This window comes from Halorussus aquaticus, assembly GCF_024218795.1.
GTDB lineage: Archaea > Halobacteriota > Halobacteria > Halobacteriales > Haladaptataceae > Halorussus > Halorussus aquaticus.
The window spans coordinates 3171388-3189521 of the sequence record NZ_CP100400.1 but is presented as its reverse complement, the minus strand read 5'-3'; the positions used below and the strand labels follow the sequence as shown (position 1 = coordinate 3189521).

At 66.5% G+C, this 18134-nt stretch carries 14 protein-coding genes; 11 read left to right on the top strand and 3 right to left on the bottom strand.

Features of this window, described 5'->3' with window-relative positions:
• Positions 1–26 precede the first annotated feature (26 nt).
• From rpl18a to ftsY, 3 genes are read left to right on the top strand one after another with little or no spacing between them, the layout of a single operon-like run.
• Positions 27–203 carry a 50S ribosomal protein L18Ae gene (gene rpl18a / locus NGM06_RS16385; protein ID WP_163519624.1) on the top strand — a complete coding sequence of 59 codons (177 nt, stop codon included), beginning with the start codon at positions 27–29 and terminating at the stop codon, positions 201–203.
• The gene (pfdA, locus tag NGM06_RS16380) at positions 200–667 is read left to right on the top strand and encodes a prefoldin subunit alpha (RefSeq protein WP_254267989.1); all 468 of its coding nucleotides are present in this window, start codon (positions 200–202) and stop codon (positions 665–667) included. The genes rpl18a and pfdA overlap by 4 nt, the downstream gene beginning before the upstream one ends.
• 6 nt (positions 668–673) lie before the next feature.
• On the top strand, positions 674–1792 hold the full coding sequence (gene ftsY / locus NGM06_RS16375) for a signal recognition particle-docking protein FtsY (protein ID WP_254267988.1): 1119 nt from the start codon (positions 674–676) through the stop codon (positions 1790–1792).
• Positions 1793–1812: 20 nt separating this feature from the next.
• Here ftsY and NGM06_RS16370 read toward each other — a convergent pair whose 3' ends face one another.
• Complete coding sequence (locus tag NGM06_RS16370; protein ID WP_254267987.1) at positions 1813–2088, bottom strand: hypothetical protein; 276 nt, start codon at positions 2086–2088, stop codon at positions 1813–1815.
• A 158-nt stretch (positions 2089–2246) separates the two neighbouring features.
• On the opposite strand from NGM06_RS16370, the gene NGM06_RS16365 reads away from it, so the two are divergent.
• The 6 genes from NGM06_RS16365 to NGM06_RS16340 all read left to right on the top strand — a co-directional run bounded on the left by NGM06_RS16365 (position 2247) and on the right by NGM06_RS16340 (position 7316).
• Positions 2247–3647 carry a signal recognition particle protein Srp54 gene (locus NGM06_RS16365; protein ID WP_254267986.1) on the top strand — a complete coding sequence of 467 codons (1401 nt, stop codon included), beginning with the start codon at positions 2247–2249 and terminating at the stop codon, positions 3645–3647.
• A gap of 118 nt (positions 3648–3765) precedes the next feature.
• Positions 3766–4746: a hypothetical protein gene (locus NGM06_RS16360; RefSeq protein ID WP_254267985.1), complete on the top strand. Its 981-nt coding sequence runs from the start codon at positions 3766–3768 to the stop codon at positions 4744–4746.
• A 67-nt stretch (positions 4747–4813) separates the two neighbouring features.
• On the top strand, positions 4814–5392 hold the full coding sequence (locus NGM06_RS16355; RefSeq protein ID WP_254267984.1) for a magnesium transporter: 579 nt from the start codon (positions 4814–4816) through the stop codon (positions 5390–5392).
• Positions 5393–5950 carry a magnesium transporter gene (locus NGM06_RS16350; RefSeq protein WP_254267983.1) on the top strand — a complete coding sequence of 186 codons (558 nt, stop codon included), beginning with the start codon at positions 5393–5395 and terminating at the stop codon, positions 5948–5950.
• 53 nt (positions 5951–6003) lie between these two features.
• Positions 6004–6849, top strand: a complete 846-nt coding sequence (locus NGM06_RS16345) for a DUF2391 family protein (RefSeq protein ID WP_254267982.1) — start codon at positions 6004–6006, stop codon at positions 6847–6849.
• The gene (locus NGM06_RS16340) at positions 6846–7316 is read left to right on the top strand and encodes a hypothetical protein (RefSeq protein WP_254267981.1); all 471 of its coding nucleotides are present in this window, start codon (positions 6846–6848) and stop codon (positions 7314–7316) included. Before NGM06_RS16345 ends, NGM06_RS16340 begins: the two co-directional genes overlap by 4 nt.
• A 29-nt stretch (positions 7317–7345) precedes the next feature.
• Here the strand turns inward: NGM06_RS16340 and kynU are convergent, their stop codons facing one another.
• Positions 7346–8659: a kynureninase gene (gene kynU / locus NGM06_RS16335; RefSeq protein WP_254267980.1), complete on the bottom strand. Its 1314-nt coding sequence runs from the start codon at positions 8657–8659 to the stop codon at positions 7346–7348.
• A 166-nt stretch (positions 8660–8825) separates the two neighbouring features.
• On the opposite strand from kynU, the gene NGM06_RS16330 reads away from it, so the two are divergent.
• Positions 8826–9296, top strand: coding sequence for an SHOCT domain-containing protein (locus NGM06_RS16330; RefSeq protein ID WP_254267979.1), 471 nt, complete (start codon positions 8826–8828; stop codon positions 9294–9296).
• 126 nt (positions 9297–9422) lie between these two features.
• On the top strand, positions 9423–10370 hold the full coding sequence (gene lipP1 / locus NGM06_RS16325) for a LipP1 family hormone-sensitive lipase (RefSeq protein ID WP_254267978.1): 948 nt from the start codon (positions 9423–9425) through the stop codon (positions 10368–10370).
• A gap of 140 nt (positions 10371–10510) precedes the next feature.
• Here lipP1 and NGM06_RS16320 read toward each other — a convergent pair whose 3' ends face one another.
• Entirely contained in the window at positions 10511–18007 is a 7497-nt protein-coding gene (locus tag NGM06_RS16320; protein ID WP_254267977.1) for a S8 family serine peptidase, read from the bottom strand.
• Positions 18008–18134 lie beyond the last annotated feature (127 nt).

Genomic DNA, 18134 nt, shown 5'->3' with positions numbered 1-18134 from the left:
TCCCTCCGCGTATCCCAGATACGTCCATGAGTGAGTTTACTGTTCGCGGTAAGTTCCAAGCCAGAGACGGCTGGCAGGAGTTCGAAACGAGCGTCGACGCCACGAACGAGGACGTCGCCGAGGAGCACACCTACGCCAACTTCGGCGGTCGCCACGGTCTGAAGCGGACGCAGGTCGAGGTCGAGGAGGTCGAGGCACAATGATGGGCGGCGGCGGCGGCAACCCCGAACTGCAGGAACTCTCCCAGCAGCTGCAGGAACTCGAAGAGCAGCAAGAGGAGATCGAGGCCGAAATCGAGGACCTCCGCGAGGAGAAGGACGACATCGACGAGGCCATCGAGACCATCGACGCGCTCGACACCGGGTCGGTCGTGCAGGTCCCCCTCGGCGGCGGCGCACACGTTCACGCGGAAGTGCAGGACCTCGACGAGATCGTCGTGGAACTGGGCGGCGGCTTCGCGGCCGAACGCGAGGAAGAGGACGCGGTCGAGACCCTCGAAAACAAGCAGGACGCCCTCGACGAGCGTATCTCGGAGTTCGAGGACGAGGTCAGTCAAATCGAGGAAGAGAGCGCGGAACTGGAGCAGAAGGCCCAGCAACTCCAGCAACAGCAGATGCAGCAGCAGATGCAGCAGATGCAGGGCCAGCAGGAAGACGAGGACGAGTAATCGGCGATGTTCGATAGCCTGAAGGACAAACTCGGGAGTTTCCGGAAGGACGTCGAGGAGACGACCGAGGAGAAGGCCGAAGAAGCCGAAGCGGAAGCGGAGGCAGAAGCCGAGGCCGAAGCGAAAGCAGAGGCCGCGGCCGAGGCGGACGCCGGAACGCAAACGACGGCGGAGACGGAGTCGGACTCCTCAGGCGTATCCGAGGAGTCCGACTCCGAGGACGCCGGTTCCGGTCGCGGGTTCGCACAGAAGGCCAAGTCGTTCGCCAAGGGCGAAATCGTCATCGAGGAACAGGACGTCGAGGACCCCCTCTGGGAGTTGGAGATGGCGCTGCTGGAGAGCGATGTGGAACTGAGCGTCGCCAACGAGATTCTGGAGAACATCCGGGAGGACCTCGTGGGCGCGACGCGGTCGTTCAACAGCGAGACCGCCGACGTTGTCGAGGAGGCGCTCCACGACTCGCTGCTGAAGGTCATCTCGGTCGGACAGTTCGACTTCGACCAGCGAATCGCCGAGGCCGACAAGCCCGTCACCATCATCTTCACGGGCGTCAACGGCGTCGGCAAGACCACGACCATCGCCAAACTCTCGAAGTACTTCGAGGACCGCGGTCTCTCGACGGTCATCGCCAACGGCGACACCTACCGCGCGGGGGCCAACGAGCAGATCGAGGAACACGCCGAGAACCTCGACAAGAAGATAATCACCCACGAGCAGGGCGGCGACCCCGCGGCGGTCATCTACGACGCGGTCGAGTACGCCAACTCGAACGACATCGACGTCGTGCTGGGCGACACCGCGGGTCGCCTCCACACCGACGAGGGCCTGATGGACCAACTGGAGAAGATCGGACGCGTGGTCGGTCCGGACATGACCCTCTTCGTGGACGAGGCCGTGGCCGGACAGGACGCGGTCCAGCGCGCCAAGCAGTTCAACGACGCCGCCGAAATCGACGGCGCGATACTGACCAAGGCCGACGCCGACTCGCAGGGCGGCGCGGCCATCTCCATCGCCCACGTCACGGGCAAACCAATCCTCTTCCTCGGTACGGGACAGGGGTACGACGACATCGAGCAGTTCGACCCCGAGGAACTCGTCGGGCGACTCCTCGGCGAAGACGAGTAGTTCGGGGCCGACGCAGTTTTTCAGTCGTCCCGGCGACGCACGGCTACCACCGCGTTCACGGCGACGAGTACCGTCGCCACCAGACCGAGCGTGAACAGTTCTACGGGGAGGTTGCGGAACAGGAGCCAGTACGCCAGCGAGAGGAATCCCAAGGCGGCGACGATGTTGTACGCGTCGCTCGCCAGTTCACCGGCGAGGCCGCCGGCCGTCCGTCGGCGGGAGTCACCGCTCGCGTCGGGAGACTCGACGTTCGGTCCGGCCGAGCTGTCGTGTGCCTTTGTTAAATCGCGTGCCATGCATTGAAGGTATGCGGGAGCAGATTTCGAGGGTCGGGACATAATTCTATCGGCCACCGGTCGAAGCGAATGACCGAGGGTCCACGACGAGAGTCGAGGGGTCGGCTTCGAGGGCTAGAAAAAGCCTTTAACGCCCACGCGGTCTATCTACGGTAACAATGGTACTCGACGACCTCGGAAACTCCCTCCGCGACTCCCTCGGCAAACTCAGCGGGCAGTCCCGCGTGACCGAGGAGGACGTAGAGGAGATCGTCAAGGAGATTCAGCGGTCGCTCCTGCAGGCCGACGTCGAAGTCAGCCTCGTGATGGAGCTGTCGGACTCCATCAAGGAACGCGCGCTGGAGGAAGAGTCGCCCGCCGGAACCTCGGCGCGCGACCACGTCCTCAGCATCGTCTACGAAGAGATGGTGGCGCTCGTGGGCGACAGCACCGAGATTCCGCTCGAAGAGCAGACCATCCTGCTCGCCGGTCTACAGGGGTCGGGGAAGACGACCACCGCGGCCAAGATGGCGTGGTGGTTCTCGAAGAAGGGGCTTCGGCCCGCTATCGTCCAGACCGACACCTTCCGGCCCGGCGCGTACGACCAAGCCAAGGAGATGGCCGGGCGCGCCGAAGTGGACTTCTACGGCGACCCCGACGAGGAGGACCCGGTCAAAATCGCCCGCGACGGACTCGAAGCCACGAGCGACGCCGACGTTCACATCGTGGACACCGCGGGTCGCCACGCGCTCGAAGACGACCTCATCGACGAGATAGAGGACATCGAGCGCGCGGTGGACCCCGACCGGAACCTGCTCGTCCTCGACGCCGCCATCGGGCAGGGCGCGAAAGATCAGGCCAGCCAGTTCGACGACTCCATCGGTATCGAGGGCGTCATCGTCACGAAGCTCGACGGGACCGCGAAGGGTGGCGGTGCGCTGACCGCGGTCAACGAGACCGACTCGTCCATCGCCTTCCTCGGCACCGGCGAGGAGGTCAAGAACATCGAGCGCTTCGAGCCGTCCGGGTTCATCTCGCGCCTGCTCGGGATGGGCGACCTGAAGCAACTCACCGAGCGCGTCGAGCGCGCGATGGAGGAGACCCAGGAGGAGGAGGAAGACTGGGACCCCGAAGACATGCTGAAGGGCGAGTTCACCCTGAAGGACATGCGCCGCCAGATGCAGGCGATGAACAACATGGGACCGCTCGACCAAGTGATGGACATGATTCCCGGGATGGGCGGTGGCGGGGGTCTGATGGACGAACTCCCGGACGACGCCATGGACGTGACCCAAGACCGGATGCGGTCGTTCGAGGTCATCATGGACTCGATGACCGAGGCGGAACTGGAGAACCCCCGCGCCATCGGCGCGAGTCAGGTCGAGCGCATCGCGAAGGGGAGCGGGAAGGACGAGGAGCGCGTGCGCGAACTCCTCGAACAGCACAAGATGATGTCCCAGACCCTCAAGCAGTTCCAAGGAATGGGCCAAGGGAACATGGAGCGCATGATGAAGAAGATGCAGGGCGGCGGAGGCGGCGGTGGCGGCGGCATGGGCGGGATGGGTCCGTTCGGCGACTGAACCGCCAGACCGCCTCTCGGCCGCACCGCTATTTTCCGCAGACCGAATCGTTCGCCGCGACCGCGGTCGTGTCCGGGAACCCGCACAATTAACTTCGCTTACTTGTAAGGCGTGAGGTATGAGCGAACACCGCGACCCGGACGCGCAGGTGGACGAGTTCCTCGAACTCGAACGGGAACTCAGCGCCGGGCGACGGGCCTCGAAGACCTACGAGGAGGGCAACGTCTCCGAGGCGGCGAAGATTCCCGCGAGCGAGGTCCCCGACGACTACCCCGTGGCGATTCGGACCCGGCAGGCGCTCCAACTCAACGTGGAGACGCCGGACGGGGAGACGGTCGCGACGTATCTGGAGTGGCCGGGCGAGGGCGAGGAGAGCGATCACGTCGAACAGTTGTTGGACGCGCTCGGCCGGGGACGCGACGAGTTCGCCAACGTCTACGGCGACCGGGTCGCGCTCGACTCCGAGGACGGGTGGCACGGCATCGACGCCGAGAAGACCGCGGCGCTCCGAGGTACGGAGATAGCCAGCGGCGACGGCTCGCTCGACAAGACCCGAAACCTGCTTGCGGTCGCTATCGCCGTGGGGGCCGTTGGTCTGTTGCTCGACGATGCATTCCACAGTCTGTCGGAAATCCTCCTTATCATTACAATAGGGGCGATTCCAGTAGGTATCTACCTCGACGCCGAGCAAGTCAAAGACGGAACCAGTTGGTCGCCGACACCGAACCCTTGGATCATCGGTGGAATGATTCCGATCGCCAACGTCGCAGTCGGCCTCGCGTACCTCGTAGAGCGTCACGTTCGACTCTCTGGGATCACGTCCGGCGAGAGGTCCGGCGTCTGGTACAAGGCACTGCTCACGTCGGTAGCGGCATTGCCCCTCGCACTCACCATCAATCCCGTCTCGGAGATCGTTTCGGTGGCGATATTCGGTTACAGTTGGTGTTTCACACCGCTCGCAGTCTACTTCGACGCCGAATACGTCGAAGACGCGAGCGACTGGGAACCCAAGGAGGAGCTGTGGGCAGTCGCTGTGTTCTTCACGTCGATTCTCGGAGCGGGCGCGTACCTCCTGCGGCGTTATCAGAAACTCGACTGAGAAGTTCTCTCGTGCCCGAGGGACCGACACGCCGCTTTTTTGACCGGGGGACGTGAGGTACCGGTAGATGGCAGTCCGCGACGTGGCCGAACGGGCGTACCGCGAAGCCCTCCCCGTACTGGCGGTCAGTGCGGTCGGCGGCCTGTTCGCGGGACTCGTACTGGGTGGGATGCGGGGCGACCTCCGGGAAGTGTCGGGGCTACTGGTTCTCGTGCCCGCGCTGCTGGCGACCCGCGGCAACGTGTACGGCGCGATGGGCGCGAAGCTCTCGACCGCACTCCATCAGGGACTCATCGACGCGAACCCCGTGCCCGACGACCGACGGGTGTACACCGCGGTGTCGGCCGCGATGCTGAACGGCGTCGTCATCAGCGTGTTCGCGTCGGTAGTCACCTACGCCGTCCTCGTCGCGTTATCCCGGCCGAGCGCGTCGCTCGCCACGCTCGCGGGCGTGGCGTTCGTCGCGGGCGTGCTGTCCGGTATCGCGCTGACTATCGTCGTCGTCGCGGCCGTGTTCGCCGGGTACCGACGCGGTCTCAACCCCGATACCCTCGTGGGACCGGTGGTCACGACCACCGGCGACGTGTTCGGAATGGCCGCGCTGCTGGCGGCGGTCCGACTGGTACTCGCGCTCGGAGGCGGATAGATGCGGGCGACGTGGTCGGTCCGGGGCATCACCCGCGCGATGCTCCCGCTGCTCGTGGTGCTGGCGGTCGTCGAAGTGGGGAGCGGACTCGTCCTCGACACGTTCGAGGGCCAACTCCTGCGGTACCCGTCACTGCTCGTCCTCGTTCCGGCGATGATAGGCACAGCGGGCAACCTCGGGAGCATCCTCGCGGCGCGCCTCTCGACGGCGTTCCACCTCGGGACGCTGTCGTTCGACCCCGGCGACGACGAACTCGCGGGCAACGCGGTGGCGACTGTCGCGCTCGCGGCGACCGTCTTCCCGGTGGTCGGCGTGGGTGGGTGGGCGCTGGCGTTCGTCACCGGCGGCGCGCAGTTGTTCGTGGGGACCGTGGTCGCCGTCTCGCTGATTTCGGGACTCTCGCTGGCCGTCCTCGCCGTCGTCGTGACGCTGGTCGCGACCTACGCCGCCTACCGGTTCAAACTCGACCCCGACGACGTGGTGATTCCGGTCGTGACCAACGTCTGTGACGTGCTCGGCGTGGTGGTGCTGTTCGTCGTGGTGCAAGTGCTGGTCTGAGGCGGTGAGTCGGCCGGTGCGTTGAACCCCCTTCGCAGTGACAGTAACTGGCGATGAGTAAGAGAGGGACGCAGCGTCCCGCGGACGAACTGCGCGAGCAGGGTCGGGCCATCGTCGGGGCGTTGTTGGTCGTCGGCACCACGTTCATGTACACGATGGAGACGTGGTGGTGGGGATGGGTTCTCCCGACGACCCACCTGCTCGTCTACGCGGTCGTCGGACTCGGGGTGGTCCTCGCCATCACGCGGAAAGTCAGCTTCCGGAGGACCGACGCGACGGGCGGCGAGGGTGCGAAGGAGGCGATTCGGAGGACCGTGACCGACTTCGCCGAACTCGTCCTCCAGAGTTTCACCGCCGCGTACATCGTCTTGTTCGTCTTCGGTGTCGTCGAACTCGGCGACTCCTTGATCGTGATCGCTCGCCTCGGACTCGTCGAGGTCGTTCCGCTCGGGTTCGGGGCCGCACTCGCCAACGAGGTACTGCAGGGCGACGAACGCGCGACGAGGCGGTCGGTGACCACGACGGTCGCGATTTACAGCATCGGCGCGGTGTTCATCGCTGGCGGCATCTCGCCGACTCAGGAGATAGAACTGATCGCCGCGTACATGGAGTGGGAACACGCCGCGGTGCTCGTCCTGCTGTCGCTTCTCGTCTCGTACCTCATGCTCTACGAACTCGGACTCCAAGGCGAGAGGAACCGCCTCCAGCAACGCACGAAGGTCTGGCAGGTCGGGCAGGCGTTCCTCGTCTACGCCGTCTCGCTGGTGGTCGGCACCGGCCTGCTCGCCGCGTTCGGCCACTTCAGGGACGCGCCGCTGTCCGTGATGGTCCAGTTGATCGTCGTCGTCTCGTTCGTCTCGTCCATCGGCGCCAGCGCCGCGGAGGTAGTGATACAATGAGCGAGGACGGAACGGACTGCACCGACGAGCGACGAGGTGACGGAAAACAGAGTGGCGGAGAAGGGGGCAACGGAGAGCAGAGTGGCGGAGAACAGGGCAGCGACGAGCAGCGACCGGCCCCCTCGACCGCCGAGAAGGTACTGACCGGATTCAGCGTCTTGGTCACGGTGCTGGTGTTCGGCTACGTCGCGTGGCACGCCGTTCAACCGCCGAGCAACGTCCCCCCGGAGGCGCACGTCGTGGGGACGGAGACGCTCTCGAACGGGAGCGTGCTGGTGCGGGCGAAATTGGTGAACCGGGGCGACACGGGACTGATTTCGGCCACGGTCGAGGTGGGGTGCGACCAGCCTCAGCCATCGACGTCGCTCTCGTACGTCCCCGCAGGCGGGCGCGGCGAGGCGACATTCGTCTGTCCGCCGGGGACGACGAGTCCGAACGCGACGGTCACTACGTGGGTCCCCGCGTAACCGGGCCGGAGCTACGCGGAACGGAACCGCTACGTCACGCCGCCGCCGCGCTCCTCGAACCGCTCGTACTCCTCGTTCTCGACGACCTGCCGCAACTGCTCGACGACTTGCCAGACGTCTTCGTAGCCGGTGTACAGCGGCGAGGGGCAGATTCGGACCACGTTCGGCGGTCGGAAGTCAACGACCACGCCGCGCTCTTTGAGGGCTTCGCTCACGCGGTAGGCCTCGGGATGCTCGACCGCGACGTGGCCGCCCCGGCGCTCGGCGTCGCGGGGCGTCCCCACCTCGCAGTCCGGCAGGCGCTCGTCGACGAGGAATATCAGGTACTCGGTGAGTCGCAGGGACTTCTCGCGGACCGCCTCGATACCGGTTTCGAGGAGTGCGTCGGTGTCGTCGGTCGCGTCACCGGCGTCCGCGAAGACGTCGAGCGACCCCGCGAGCGGGGCGGCCGAGAGAACCGGAACGGTCCCGATTTGATAGGCTCCCGCGTCCGCCGCCGGGGTGTAGGTGGGATTCATCTCGAACTGGGTTTCCTTCTCGTGGCCCCACCACCCGGCCAACGCGGGCGTCTCGCCGAAGTGGCGCTCGTTGACGTAGAGACCCGCGATGGCTCCCGGCCCGGCGTTGAGGTACTTGTAACTGCACCACACCGCGAAGTCCACGCCGACGGCCGAGAGGTCGTGGGGCACCGCGCCGACCGAGTGGGCGAGGTCGAACCCCGCGAGAATGTCCCGGTCGTGGGCCGCCGCCGTGATTCGCTCCACATCGAGCAACTGGCCGCTCCGGTAGAGGACGGACGGAAGGAAGACGATGGCGGTGTCGTCGTCCATCGCCGCGACGACGTCCTCGGTCTCGATGGTCCGGCCGTCGCGACTCTCGACCACGGTCAGGGCCTCGTCGGGGTCGGCCCCGCGCTGGCGGAGTTGGGCGCGGACGGCGTAGTGGTCGGTCGGGAAGTCGAGTTCGTCCACGACGATGTTCGACCCCTCGGCCCGGTCGTAGAAGGTGCCGATTAGCGTGTGGATGTTGACCGTCGTGGAGTTGGCGACGACGACCTCCTCGGGGGTCGCGCCGACGAGGGGCGCGAGTCGGTCGCCCAACCGCTCGCCGTAGTGGAACCACGGCGGGTCGGCGTCGGTCCACCCGCGGATGGCGAGGTCCCGCCACTCCGAGACCGCCCGGTCGAGCGCCTCCTCGGCGTCCTCCGACAGCAGGCCGAGCGAGTTGCCGTCCACGTACCACTCGTCTTCGGGGTCGTAGAATCGGTCGGCGAGGTGGGCCAGCGGGTCGGTCTCGTCCCGCCGAGCGGCGTACTCCGCCCCGCGTTCGAAGTCGGCGTCCATGAGCGATTCGAGTCGTGGAGTCGAGTTAGTAGTTTGGTCTCCGGGTACGTGGGACGGACGAGGACGTCGAAGAGCGAGGAACGCGTGAGACGCGGAAACGGCCCGACGGAGACCCAGAAGAGGGTAACGGAAAGTATTTTTACATCTCTTGGACAACGACGGTCGTATGGTCGAGTCCCGAGACGCGACGCGCACCGCCGAGGTCCTCGCCGCGTTGACTCCCGATAGCCGTCGGTGGCGGTTACTGCTGTCCGGCGGAGCGGCGGTCGCCTCGGTCGTCCTGTTCTACTACACCGTGTTGCTGATTTCGAGTCGGTGGACTGGTACGCTACCGAACCTGCTGGTCGGTGTCGGTACGGTGCTCACGCTACTGTCGGCGGCAGCAGTTCCGACAGTTCTGTTCGCACCGAGACACTCCGCGACTGGCTCCCGAGGGTCTACGGCGGAAGACGACCCGGTTACGGTCCTGAAGCGGCGATACGCGGAAGGTGAGATTACCGAGGAGGAGTTCGAGCATCGACTCGAACGACTCGTCTCCGCGCCGGGTGAAATCGACGCGGAGGAGTCGTCCGGAGACCGAGAGACTCTCGGCGACGAACCGACGACGCACGACCGCTCGTTCGACGTGACCCGATAACACCGAATCCACTCCACGGTCAGATATCGGCGTTGCGGCAGCGAAGAGATGCGGAAGGGACCGGGGGCGTCCGATTCGGGCGAAACGGGACCAGTACTTTCCCGTTCGCCGACAAACCCCCGGAACATGCCCACGCCCCTGCGAACCGAACTCGACCCCGAAGTCGCGGACGTCGTCGAGGAAATCGAAGCCGCGGGCGTCCCAGAGTGGTCGGCCATGTCGGTCGAGTCCGCCCGCCGAATCGAAGACGAGGTGTTCTCCGGCGGCGACCCGCCGGAGGTCGAGTTCGTCCGCGATTTAGCGATTCCGGGTCCGGAGACGGAGATTCCCATTCGAGTCTATCGGGACTCGAACCCCGCGACCGGCGACCCCGCGCCGGTGCTGGTCTACTACCACGGCGGCGGGTGGGTCCTCGGCACGCTGGACTCCATCGACGGCGTCTGTCGCCGACTCGCGCGACGGGGGGAGTGCGTCGTCGTCTCGGTCGATTACCGACTCGCGCCGGAACACCCCTTCCCCGCCGCAGTGGACGACGCAGTCGCCGCGCTCCGGTGGACCGAGGAGAACGCCTCGGCGTTCGGGGGCGACCCCGCGCGCCTCGCAGTCGGGGGCACGAGCGCGGGCGGGAACCTCGCCGCGGTGACGGCCCTGCGAGCGCGCGAGCAGGACGGGCCTGCTCCGGACCGGCAGTTCCTGCTCTACCCCATCACCGACTACGCCTTCGACACCGACTCCTACGAAGAGAACGGCGACGGCCCGCTCCTGACCGAGACCGACATGCGCTGGTTCTGGGACCGCTACCTCCGGAGCGAGGTGGACGGGGCGAACCCCTACGCCTCGCCGCTGCGGGCGCCGGACCTGTCGGGACTCCCGCCCGCGACGGTGGTCACCTGCGGGTTCGACCCCCTCCGAGACGAGGGCGCGGCGTACGCGGAGCGTCTCGACGCCGCGGGCGTCGCGGTCCGCCACGACCACCACCCCGACCAGCCCCACGGCTTCCTCAGCACGAGCGAGTCGGTGAGCGCGGCCGACGAGGCGCTGGACGACATCGGCGAGGACCTCCGGTCGCTGTGAGCCGAACTCGTCGCGTCTACGGAGCGACCGCACTCGAAGCGCGACGGCGTGAGTGGGCCGGGCGAAGACCAGTGCGCCGGGACGAAGAAGACGAAGACCAGTTCGCCGGGACGAAGAGATGGTTCGCGCGAGCGGTTCTATCAGCGAGACCGGGCGACCAGTAGCGCCGCCACCAGTGCGACCAGCGCCGCCGAGACGCCGAACCCGGGGATAGCGCCACTGCTTCCGTCGTCGGTGGGGCCGCCGGTCGTCTCGCCGGGGTCGTTTCCGTCTGAACTCGTCGTCTCGCCGCCGACCGAGACCGACCCGGCCGACGCGCCGTTCACCGAGAGTTCGTGGGTCCCGGGCGAGTCGAGCGTCACCTCGACGGTGACGGTTTTCGACTCACCGGCCGAGAGTTCGACCTGCTCCCGGGCGACGACGTCGCCGTCCACCGAGACTCTCGCGGTCGTCGCGCCGACGCCGTCGCCGGTGTTCTCCATCGTCGCGGTGACTGCCACGGTGTCGCCGGGCGCGACGCTGCTCGCGCCGACCGACGCGTCCGTCACCGAGACCGCGCCGCTCCGGACGCCGACCGCGAAGGTGCCGGTGTCCGAGGCGGCCGCGCGCAGGACGTACCGCCCGCCGCCGGTTTCGACGACCTCGGTTTCGACCGCGCGCCACGAGTCGCCGTCGAGACGATAGACCACGACGTTCTCGGGCGCGGCCGCGGCGTCGGCGGGCACCGCGAACTCGACGCCGACCTCGGCCAGCGCCGACGTGGAGATGAACGTCGTGCCGACGCGGAGGTAGCCCAACGCGGGGGCGTCGGGCGCGTTCGCGCCGCCCGGGGGCGCCTCGGTGACGCTGGCGTCGACGAAGAACCGGGGTTCGGGGTCGCTGCTCGCGGGTGTGACGCGGAGTTCCCGGACGGTCACGTCGCCCGCCGAGATGCCGCCGTCGGGCGCGACGTCCCCCGGCGAGTCCGAGCGCGCGCTGACGACCTTCGCCCGGAGACTGCTCGCCGTCAGGTCGGTCACTCGCACCTGCACCGACGGGTCGGGGACGTTCGCACCGCCTCCGCCGCCGCCACCGCCTCCGGCGGACTTCTCGACGGAGAACGAGACCGTCTCGGGTTCGGCGAGCGAGTTGCCCGCGTTGTCGGTCACGAACAGCGTGGCGTTGTAGGTGCCCGCACTGAGGTTTCGCGTGTAGGTGAGAGCCGACTCGCCCACCGTCGCCTCGGCGGTCCGGTCGGTTCCCTCGAACCGGAGCGTGACGTTCGCCGGGTCGACGCCAGAGTAGCCGTCGCCGTAGGACGCCGTGAGGGTGACGTTACCGGGCGTCGGCGAGTCGCTGGCGACGCCGAGCGACGCGTTCGGGGCCGCCGACTCCGTCTCGCCCGTGACGGCGTAGGTCGAGAAGTGGGGGGCCTCGACTTCGTAGGTGTAAGTGCCGTCGGATTCGCTGGCGTCGATTCGTCGGGCGTCCACCGTCTCCCAACCCGTCGCTCGGTTCTCCTCCTCGACCCAGAACGCCACCGAGTCGGGCCGGACGTACTTCTGACGAACCCGCGACCGGTCTACCGTCACCGTGACCGTCGCGTTCGTGATGTCGTCGTTCGGGACCGACGTGTCGATTTGCGGGAAGTACAGCGAGGTCCCCTTCGGGTCGGTCCGCTTCGGTTCGGGGTTCGTCTTCGCGGTACCGACCGAGACGCTCGCGCTGGTCTCGTTCGTCGCGTCGGTTTGGATGGACACCTCGCCGACGTTCGTGTCGTTCGTCTCGGCCGAGAAGGCGTCGTTGGCGGTCCGGCGCATCTCGACCGTCCGCCCCACGCTGTACGCGGTCGATTCGTTACTGACCGTCACCTCGTTGCCCGCCACGTCGCGGACGACCACCTCGAAGGTGTGGTTGCCGAGCGCGGGTGCGGCCGGAACGAAGCCCTCGCCGTTCTCTCCGACCCGCTTGCCGTCCACGATAACGTCGGCGACGCCGTTACCGTCGGTGGCGTTCACGACGACTCGAACGGCTTGTTCGGGCAGAATTCCCTCGGTCCGGTTCAGCTCCGGCGGGTCCGAGAGAGTCGGCTTCTTCGTGTCGATTTTGACCGTCCGAGTCCGGTGGGCTTCCTCGTTTCCTGCCTCGTCCACGCTGTAGAACTCGACGGTGTGATTCCCGTCGGTCGTCAGGTGGACGCCCGTACTGGCGTCGTACTGCTTCCAGTCGCCGTCCACGCGATAGTAGGTCGCGTTCACGCCGCTGGACACGTCGATGGCCGTGAGCGTCACGTTCACGTCGGAGGTGTACCAGCCGTTCTCGTTCGGCGTCGCGTTCGTTCCGAGGGTGGTCATCGGAGGAGTCGCGTCCACGTCGAACTCGGCGGTCCGGTTCTCCTCGGCGTTTCCTGCGTGGTCTACACTCCGGTACGTGATGGTGTACGACCCGTCCGCAGAGACCGTGACGTTCCCGTCGTAGGTCGTCCAGTTGCCGTCGGTCGTCCAGTCGCTCGTGAGGCGGTACTCGGTCGTTGCCGTGCCGGACGTTCCGTCGCTGGCGGTGAGGTTGATTTCGACCGAGGAGTTGTACCAGCCGTTTTCGTTCCGCGTCCCGCCGAGCGTGTGGGTCGTGTTCGGCTTGCGGGCGTCGAGCAGGAGACTGCGGACGACCGTTTCCTCGGCGTTGCCCCGCACGTCCGTCAGGGTCACTGAGAGCGCGGCGGTTCCGTCCGGGACGTTCGACGCGTCCACCGTGAAGTTGCCTCGGTAGACGCCGTCGGCGTCCGAACCAACAAGTTCGACCGTGCCAGCGCCGAGTTCGGAGGCGTCGGCGGTGACGTTCTCGACGGTACTGAACTCGTCCGACGCGGTCACGACCACCGACACGCGTTCGCCGTCCGAGACCGCGGCGTCGCCGTCGGCGTTGGTCACTTCGGAGTCCGTGACGTTCGGCGCAGTCGAATCGACGGTTACGTCGGTGCGTTGACCGCCAGCACCGTCGTTGTCGTGCGCGTCGGTCGCGGTCTCCAGCGTTACCTCGTACTCGCCGTCATCGCTGACGGCGTACGTCGCGACGTACGTCCCGGCGTCGGGGGCGAAGTCGGCCTCCGTCAGGGTCGCGCTCTCTGGACCCGTGACGGCGACCGAGACGTCGCTCAGCGACTCGTCCGCGTCGAACGCGACTCGAATCGTCTTGTTCTCGGGGTTGGTCGCCGTGAGATTCGAGACGGCGGGGGAACTGGTGTCTACGAACGCCGTGTCGCTCTCTCCACCGGCACCGCCGTTGCCCGCCTCGTCTTCGGCACTCGCCAGTTCGACGGTGTAGTTTCCTTCGACGCCTCCCGCGACGGCGTACGTGACCTCGTAGGCCCGACTTCCGCGCGCGACGGCGTTCTTCCCCGCCGCGAAGTCGCCGTTCGCATCGTAAATCTCGACCACCGTGTCGCCCGGGTCGGTCGAGAGCGACTCGTCGGCGTCGAACGTGACCGTGACGGTGCCGTTCTCGAACGTGGCGGTGAAGTTAGAAACGGTCGGCGCGACCGTGTCCACGAACGCCGACGCGTTCTGGCCCGACGCGCCGTCGAGACCGTGGTCGTCCTCGGCCCGCGTGACGTTCACGGTCCACGTCCCGTTGACGCCGTCGGGGAGGTCGTAGCTGTCCGCGTACTCGTTCGTCGCCTCGGTCCCGTTGAACGAGTTCAGCGTGGCGACCGTGGTGCCGCTTTCGTCCGTGACCTCGGCGACCACGGAGGACGCGTCGAGCGGTTCGTCGGCGGACAGCGACACGTCGAGCGTTCTGGAGTCGGTCGTCAGGTCGAGGTCCGTAATTTCCGGTGCAGTCGTGTCCACCGTGGTGTTGTCAGTCGCGTTGCCGACGAAGGCGTTGCCCGCCGCGTCGGTAGCGGTGACGAGGTTGGCGCGGTACTCGCTATCGTTTTCGACTTCGTAGGTGGCCTCGTATATGTTCTCAGAGTGACTCGTGCGGCTTAGGTTGGTGAACGTTTCGACCACGTCCCCACGGGAATTGATTAGATTCACTCGCTGAGTCGCCAATTCTTCGTTGGAGTGAATTCTGATACTGAGTGCCGTCTCCACAGAGAAGGAAGTGACATTGAAATAACTAATATCTGGGGCCGAGTTGTCCACTTCTATCGACCCGTCGTCGGCGTTCACGTTGCCGGTTTCGTCGGTCGCGTTCACCGTGACGGTCGCGGTGCCGTTGTCTGCGCTATCGACCATCATCGTCGCGGCGTAGGTGTCGTCGCTCTGGTGTGCGAGTTCGACTGCTCCGGCACCGAGACCGGTCGCGTCCGCGGTCACGTTCGCCACGCTCGTCCCGTTCTCGACCACCGTCGCCTCGATGCGGACCTCGTCGCCGTCGTTCACGACGCCGTTACCGTCGGTGGCGTCGCGGAGCGTGACGTTCACCGACGGGGCCTCGGCGTCCGCGGTCGCGGAGTCGGACTGCCCGTTCGCACCGTCGTACCCGTCGGCGTCCTCGGCGTCGAGCAGCGTGGCACGGAAGGTGCCGTCGCGGCCCGACGAGACGTCGGCGCTGTAGACGTACGTGCCCGACTTGTTCGTCTCCGAGAAGTCCACGAGCGTCAGGGTTCCGGCGGCGTCGCCGCCGAGTTCGACCGTGACGTTCGACAACTGCTCGTTGGACTCGAACGTGAGGTCCACGTCTTGGCCGGTCACAGACACGTCGAACGCCGAGATGTCGGGTGACCCGACGTCCTGATTCTCTAACTGGACGGTGACGTTCCGGTCGCCGTCGATCGTCAGATTCCGCGCGTACGTCCGATTCACGTAGCGCGGAGTGTCGGGCGGCGTGACCGTAATCTCGACGTCACCCGTCATCTCGATGCCGCGGCCTTCGCCGGGAGCTAGGTACCCCTGAGGGTCGATGGAGACGTTGCCGAGACCGCTGGTCAGTCCCAGACGGTTGTGGTCCACCTCGACGGTGGCGTCGGTCACCGGGTCGCCGCTCTCGTCCACGATGCGAACGTTCAGGAGCGAGGCGTTCGGGACGGGACGAGTGCCAATGTCCTCGTCACCGGTGACGTTCACCCGTGCTAGCGTGTAGATGTCGGCGGTTCCATCCTTGGGGAAGGTCGTGGCCGAACTCCAGTTCTGGAAGTAGCCGACCGAGTAGGGGTCGCCCTCTTCGACGCCGGTGGCGGTGAAGCGCCCCGTCTTGTCGGTCGTGACCACCTCGAGGTACCCCGTCGCGTCGCTGGCGACGAGGATACCGTCGTCCGCGGAGGGGGTTCCGTCGGCGTCGGTCACTCGTCCGGAGACCGTGGCACCCTTCCCGTTCAGCGTGAGCGTGACGTTAGTGTCGCTCTGCACGTCGATGACGTCCGAGTAGTTCTGCCCGGCGAACCGCGAACTGCCGTCCGGCGGGGCCGCCGTCACCCGCACGTCGCCGGAGACTTCGATGCCCGCCGCCGCGCCGACGACCAGTTTCCCGTCGGCGTCGGTCTCGGCCGAGTGCGAGACGTAGGCGTGGTTGCCGCCTTCGTGGACGAAGTCCGCGACTTCCACGTCGGCGTTCGGGACGGGAGTCCCGGTCTCGTCCACGACCGTCACGTTCAGGACGTGTGCCTGCGGAAGCGTCACGTCGCCGAGGTCGGTCGAACTCGACCCGTTCACGAGGTCGAGCGCCTGCAGGTCCGGCGACCCGTCGTCGAGCATCGACCCGGAGTCGCCCTGATAGTAGCCGAGAACGTAGCTGTCGTTGCCACCCGAGGCGTCGATGGAGAAGTTCCCTGCGGCGTCGGTCGCGTTACTGTGTCTCCGAGACGAATCTAGCGCGTAGGCACGGACGGGGTCGTTGACCGCGGGGTCGCCGTCGGCCTCGGAGACGGACCCCGAGTAGGTCACGCGGTCGGGGTACCGCTCCTCGACCGACCGAATCGCGCCGTCGGCGTCCACCAGACCGTAGCCGGTCCGGTTGTTCGGTTCGGTCCCGCGCAGGGGGACCGCCGAGGACCGCAGGCGCTCTTTGACTTCGGTTGGCGTGAGAGTCGGGTCCGCGTCGAGCATCAGCGCCGCCACGCCCGCGGTGTGGGGCGTGGCCGCGGAGGTACCGTAGAACCCGTCGGGATACGCCGTGGAACTCACGCCGTCCGGCGCGACCACGTCGGGCTTTCGGCGGCCGTCGATGGTCGGGCCGCGCGAGGAGAAGTCCTCGAGTTCGTTCGTTCCGTAGTACGCGGCCCCGACCGTGATGACCCTCGGGCCGGTCGCCGGGATGGTGACACTTCTCGCGGCCGTGTCGTACTCGGGGTCGGCGCTCCCCCGGAAGAAGACGTCGAAGTCGGCCGACCCGTTGGCGTCGTGGTTCCGAAGTTTCAGATAGACGTTCTCCGTCGCGTAGTGGTAGATGTACTCCGTGGGACGCTGCGTGCCGTTCTGGACGGTAGCCGAGAAATCGACCACGTCCCCGCTCTCGTTGACCAGAATCGCGTCGTAGTCTTCGTGGCTGACGGGCCAGTCGTTCCAGCTAATCGCCGTTCTGAGCGTCCCGGAACCGCCTGCGGGGGTGACGTTCATCCGCTCGTCCGAGCTGCGGAAGTTCATCCACTGGTCGTCGTCGGGGTTCGACCACGTTCCGTTCCAGTGATTGCCGTCGGCCTCGTTTCCGGCGGAGACGACCCACGGAGTGCCGGACTCGACGGAGGTCCTGATTTCGCGGTTCATCTCCGCGGACCCGTCGAGCGGACCGACGTTGTACCACCCGACGGACATCGAGACCACGTCGGCCGAAGTGTTGTTCTTTATCCAGTCGATGGCGTCGTAGAGTTCGAGAGGGTAGTTCACCTTCACCGCGATTATCGAGGCGTTCGGTGCGGTTTCGGCCACGAGTTCGGCGGTGCCGGTCCCGTGGAGACCGCTCTCGTTCGCCATGGTCCGGGGACTCTCCGGCGAACTGAAGTTTCGCCAATCGACGAGTTGGTCCGTGATTTCGGGGTTGGTCACGTCGAAACCGAGGTCCACTACCGCGACAGTGGTGTTCTCGCCGGTGTAGTTCGTCTCGTGGACGGTCCCGACGTCCATGTTGCGCAGGCCCTCGCTCGTGACGTCGGTGGCGACCGCCTCGCGCGGTCGGCGAACGAACTCGACCGCTGGCGAGGCCGCGAGCGCCTGCACCGCTCCCGCGGGCACACGCGCCTGCACGAGATTCTCGTGACGAGTCCGCACGTCGCCGCCGTGGGTTCCCACGAGTCGGGCGGCCTCGTCACTCCGTCCAGAAGCGGCCCGAACGACGACCTGCACGAACTCGGTGTCGCCGACGCTGTCGGCACTCGGACCGCTCTCGGACGACTCCACGCGTTCGAGTAGCGACGAGGAGACGTTGGGGTCCGACTTCCGAGACGACCGCTCGGACCGTTTCGTCGTCGTCGTCGAGAGCGTCGTCGTCTCGTCGTTTCCGGCGGTCGCAGTCGTCGTTGGCCGTGTCACGGTCGTCGTCGTCCGTGTCGTGGTCGTCGTCAGTGTCGTCGTCTCGTCGTTACCTGCGGTGTTTCCGGCCGCGTCGGACGCGACCGCTGGGACGGCGTTCGGAGCGAACGCCGACGCCGGGACGGCCGCAGTCGTCGCCGAGACGACCAGCAGAACCGCGAGGAAGATTGCGTAGAACCGGTCCCGACTCATACGGGCACCTCCGCGGAGTTCCCGATAGTCGGATTTCCGGACCGAACGGTTTCACGAGAATTAGTATATTTCCTAACGTGTTTGGCGGTAGTCATTGCCAGGAATTCAAACGTGTCTGAATTAAGTA

Coding starts and splice junctions, on each gene's coding strand:
- rpl18a (WP_163519624.1), top strand. CDS start 27: ATGAGTGAGTTTACTGTTCGCGGTAAGTTCCAAGCCAGAGACGGCTGG.
- pfdA (WP_254267989.1), top strand. CDS start 200: ATGATGGGCGGCGGCGGCGGCAACCCCGAACTGCAGGAACTCTCCCAG.
- ftsY (WP_254267988.1), top strand. CDS start 674: ATGTTCGATAGCCTGAAGGACAAACTCGGGAGTTTCCGGAAGGACGTC.
- NGM06_RS16370 (WP_254267987.1), bottom strand. CDS start 2,088: ATGGCACGCGATTTAACAAAGGCACACGACAGCTCGGCCGGACCGAAC.
- NGM06_RS16365 (WP_254267986.1), top strand. CDS start 2,247: ATGGTACTCGACGACCTCGGAAACTCCCTCCGCGACTCCCTCGGCAAA.
- NGM06_RS16360 (WP_254267985.1), top strand. CDS start 3,766: ATGAGCGAACACCGCGACCCGGACGCGCAGGTGGACGAGTTCCTCGAA.
- NGM06_RS16355 (WP_254267984.1), top strand. CDS start 4,814: ATGGCAGTCCGCGACGTGGCCGAACGGGCGTACCGCGAAGCCCTCCCC.
- NGM06_RS16350 (WP_254267983.1), top strand. CDS start 5,393: ATGCGGGCGACGTGGTCGGTCCGGGGCATCACCCGCGCGATGCTCCCG.
- NGM06_RS16345 (WP_254267982.1), top strand. CDS start 6,004: ATGAGTAAGAGAGGGACGCAGCGTCCCGCGGACGAACTGCGCGAGCAG.
- NGM06_RS16340 (WP_254267981.1), top strand. CDS start 6,846: ATGAGCGAGGACGGAACGGACTGCACCGACGAGCGACGAGGTGACGGA.
- kynU (WP_254267980.1), bottom strand. CDS start 8,659: ATGGACGCCGACTTCGAACGCGGGGCGGAGTACGCCGCTCGGCGGGAC.
- NGM06_RS16330 (WP_254267979.1), top strand. CDS start 8,826: ATGGTCGAGTCCCGAGACGCGACGCGCACCGCCGAGGTCCTCGCCGCG.
- lipP1 (WP_254267978.1), top strand. CDS start 9,423: ATGCCCACGCCCCTGCGAACCGAACTCGACCCCGAAGTCGCGGACGTC.
- NGM06_RS16320 (WP_254267977.1), bottom strand. CDS start 18,007: ATGAGTCGGGACCGGTTCTACGCAATCTTCCTCGCGGTTCTGCTGGTC.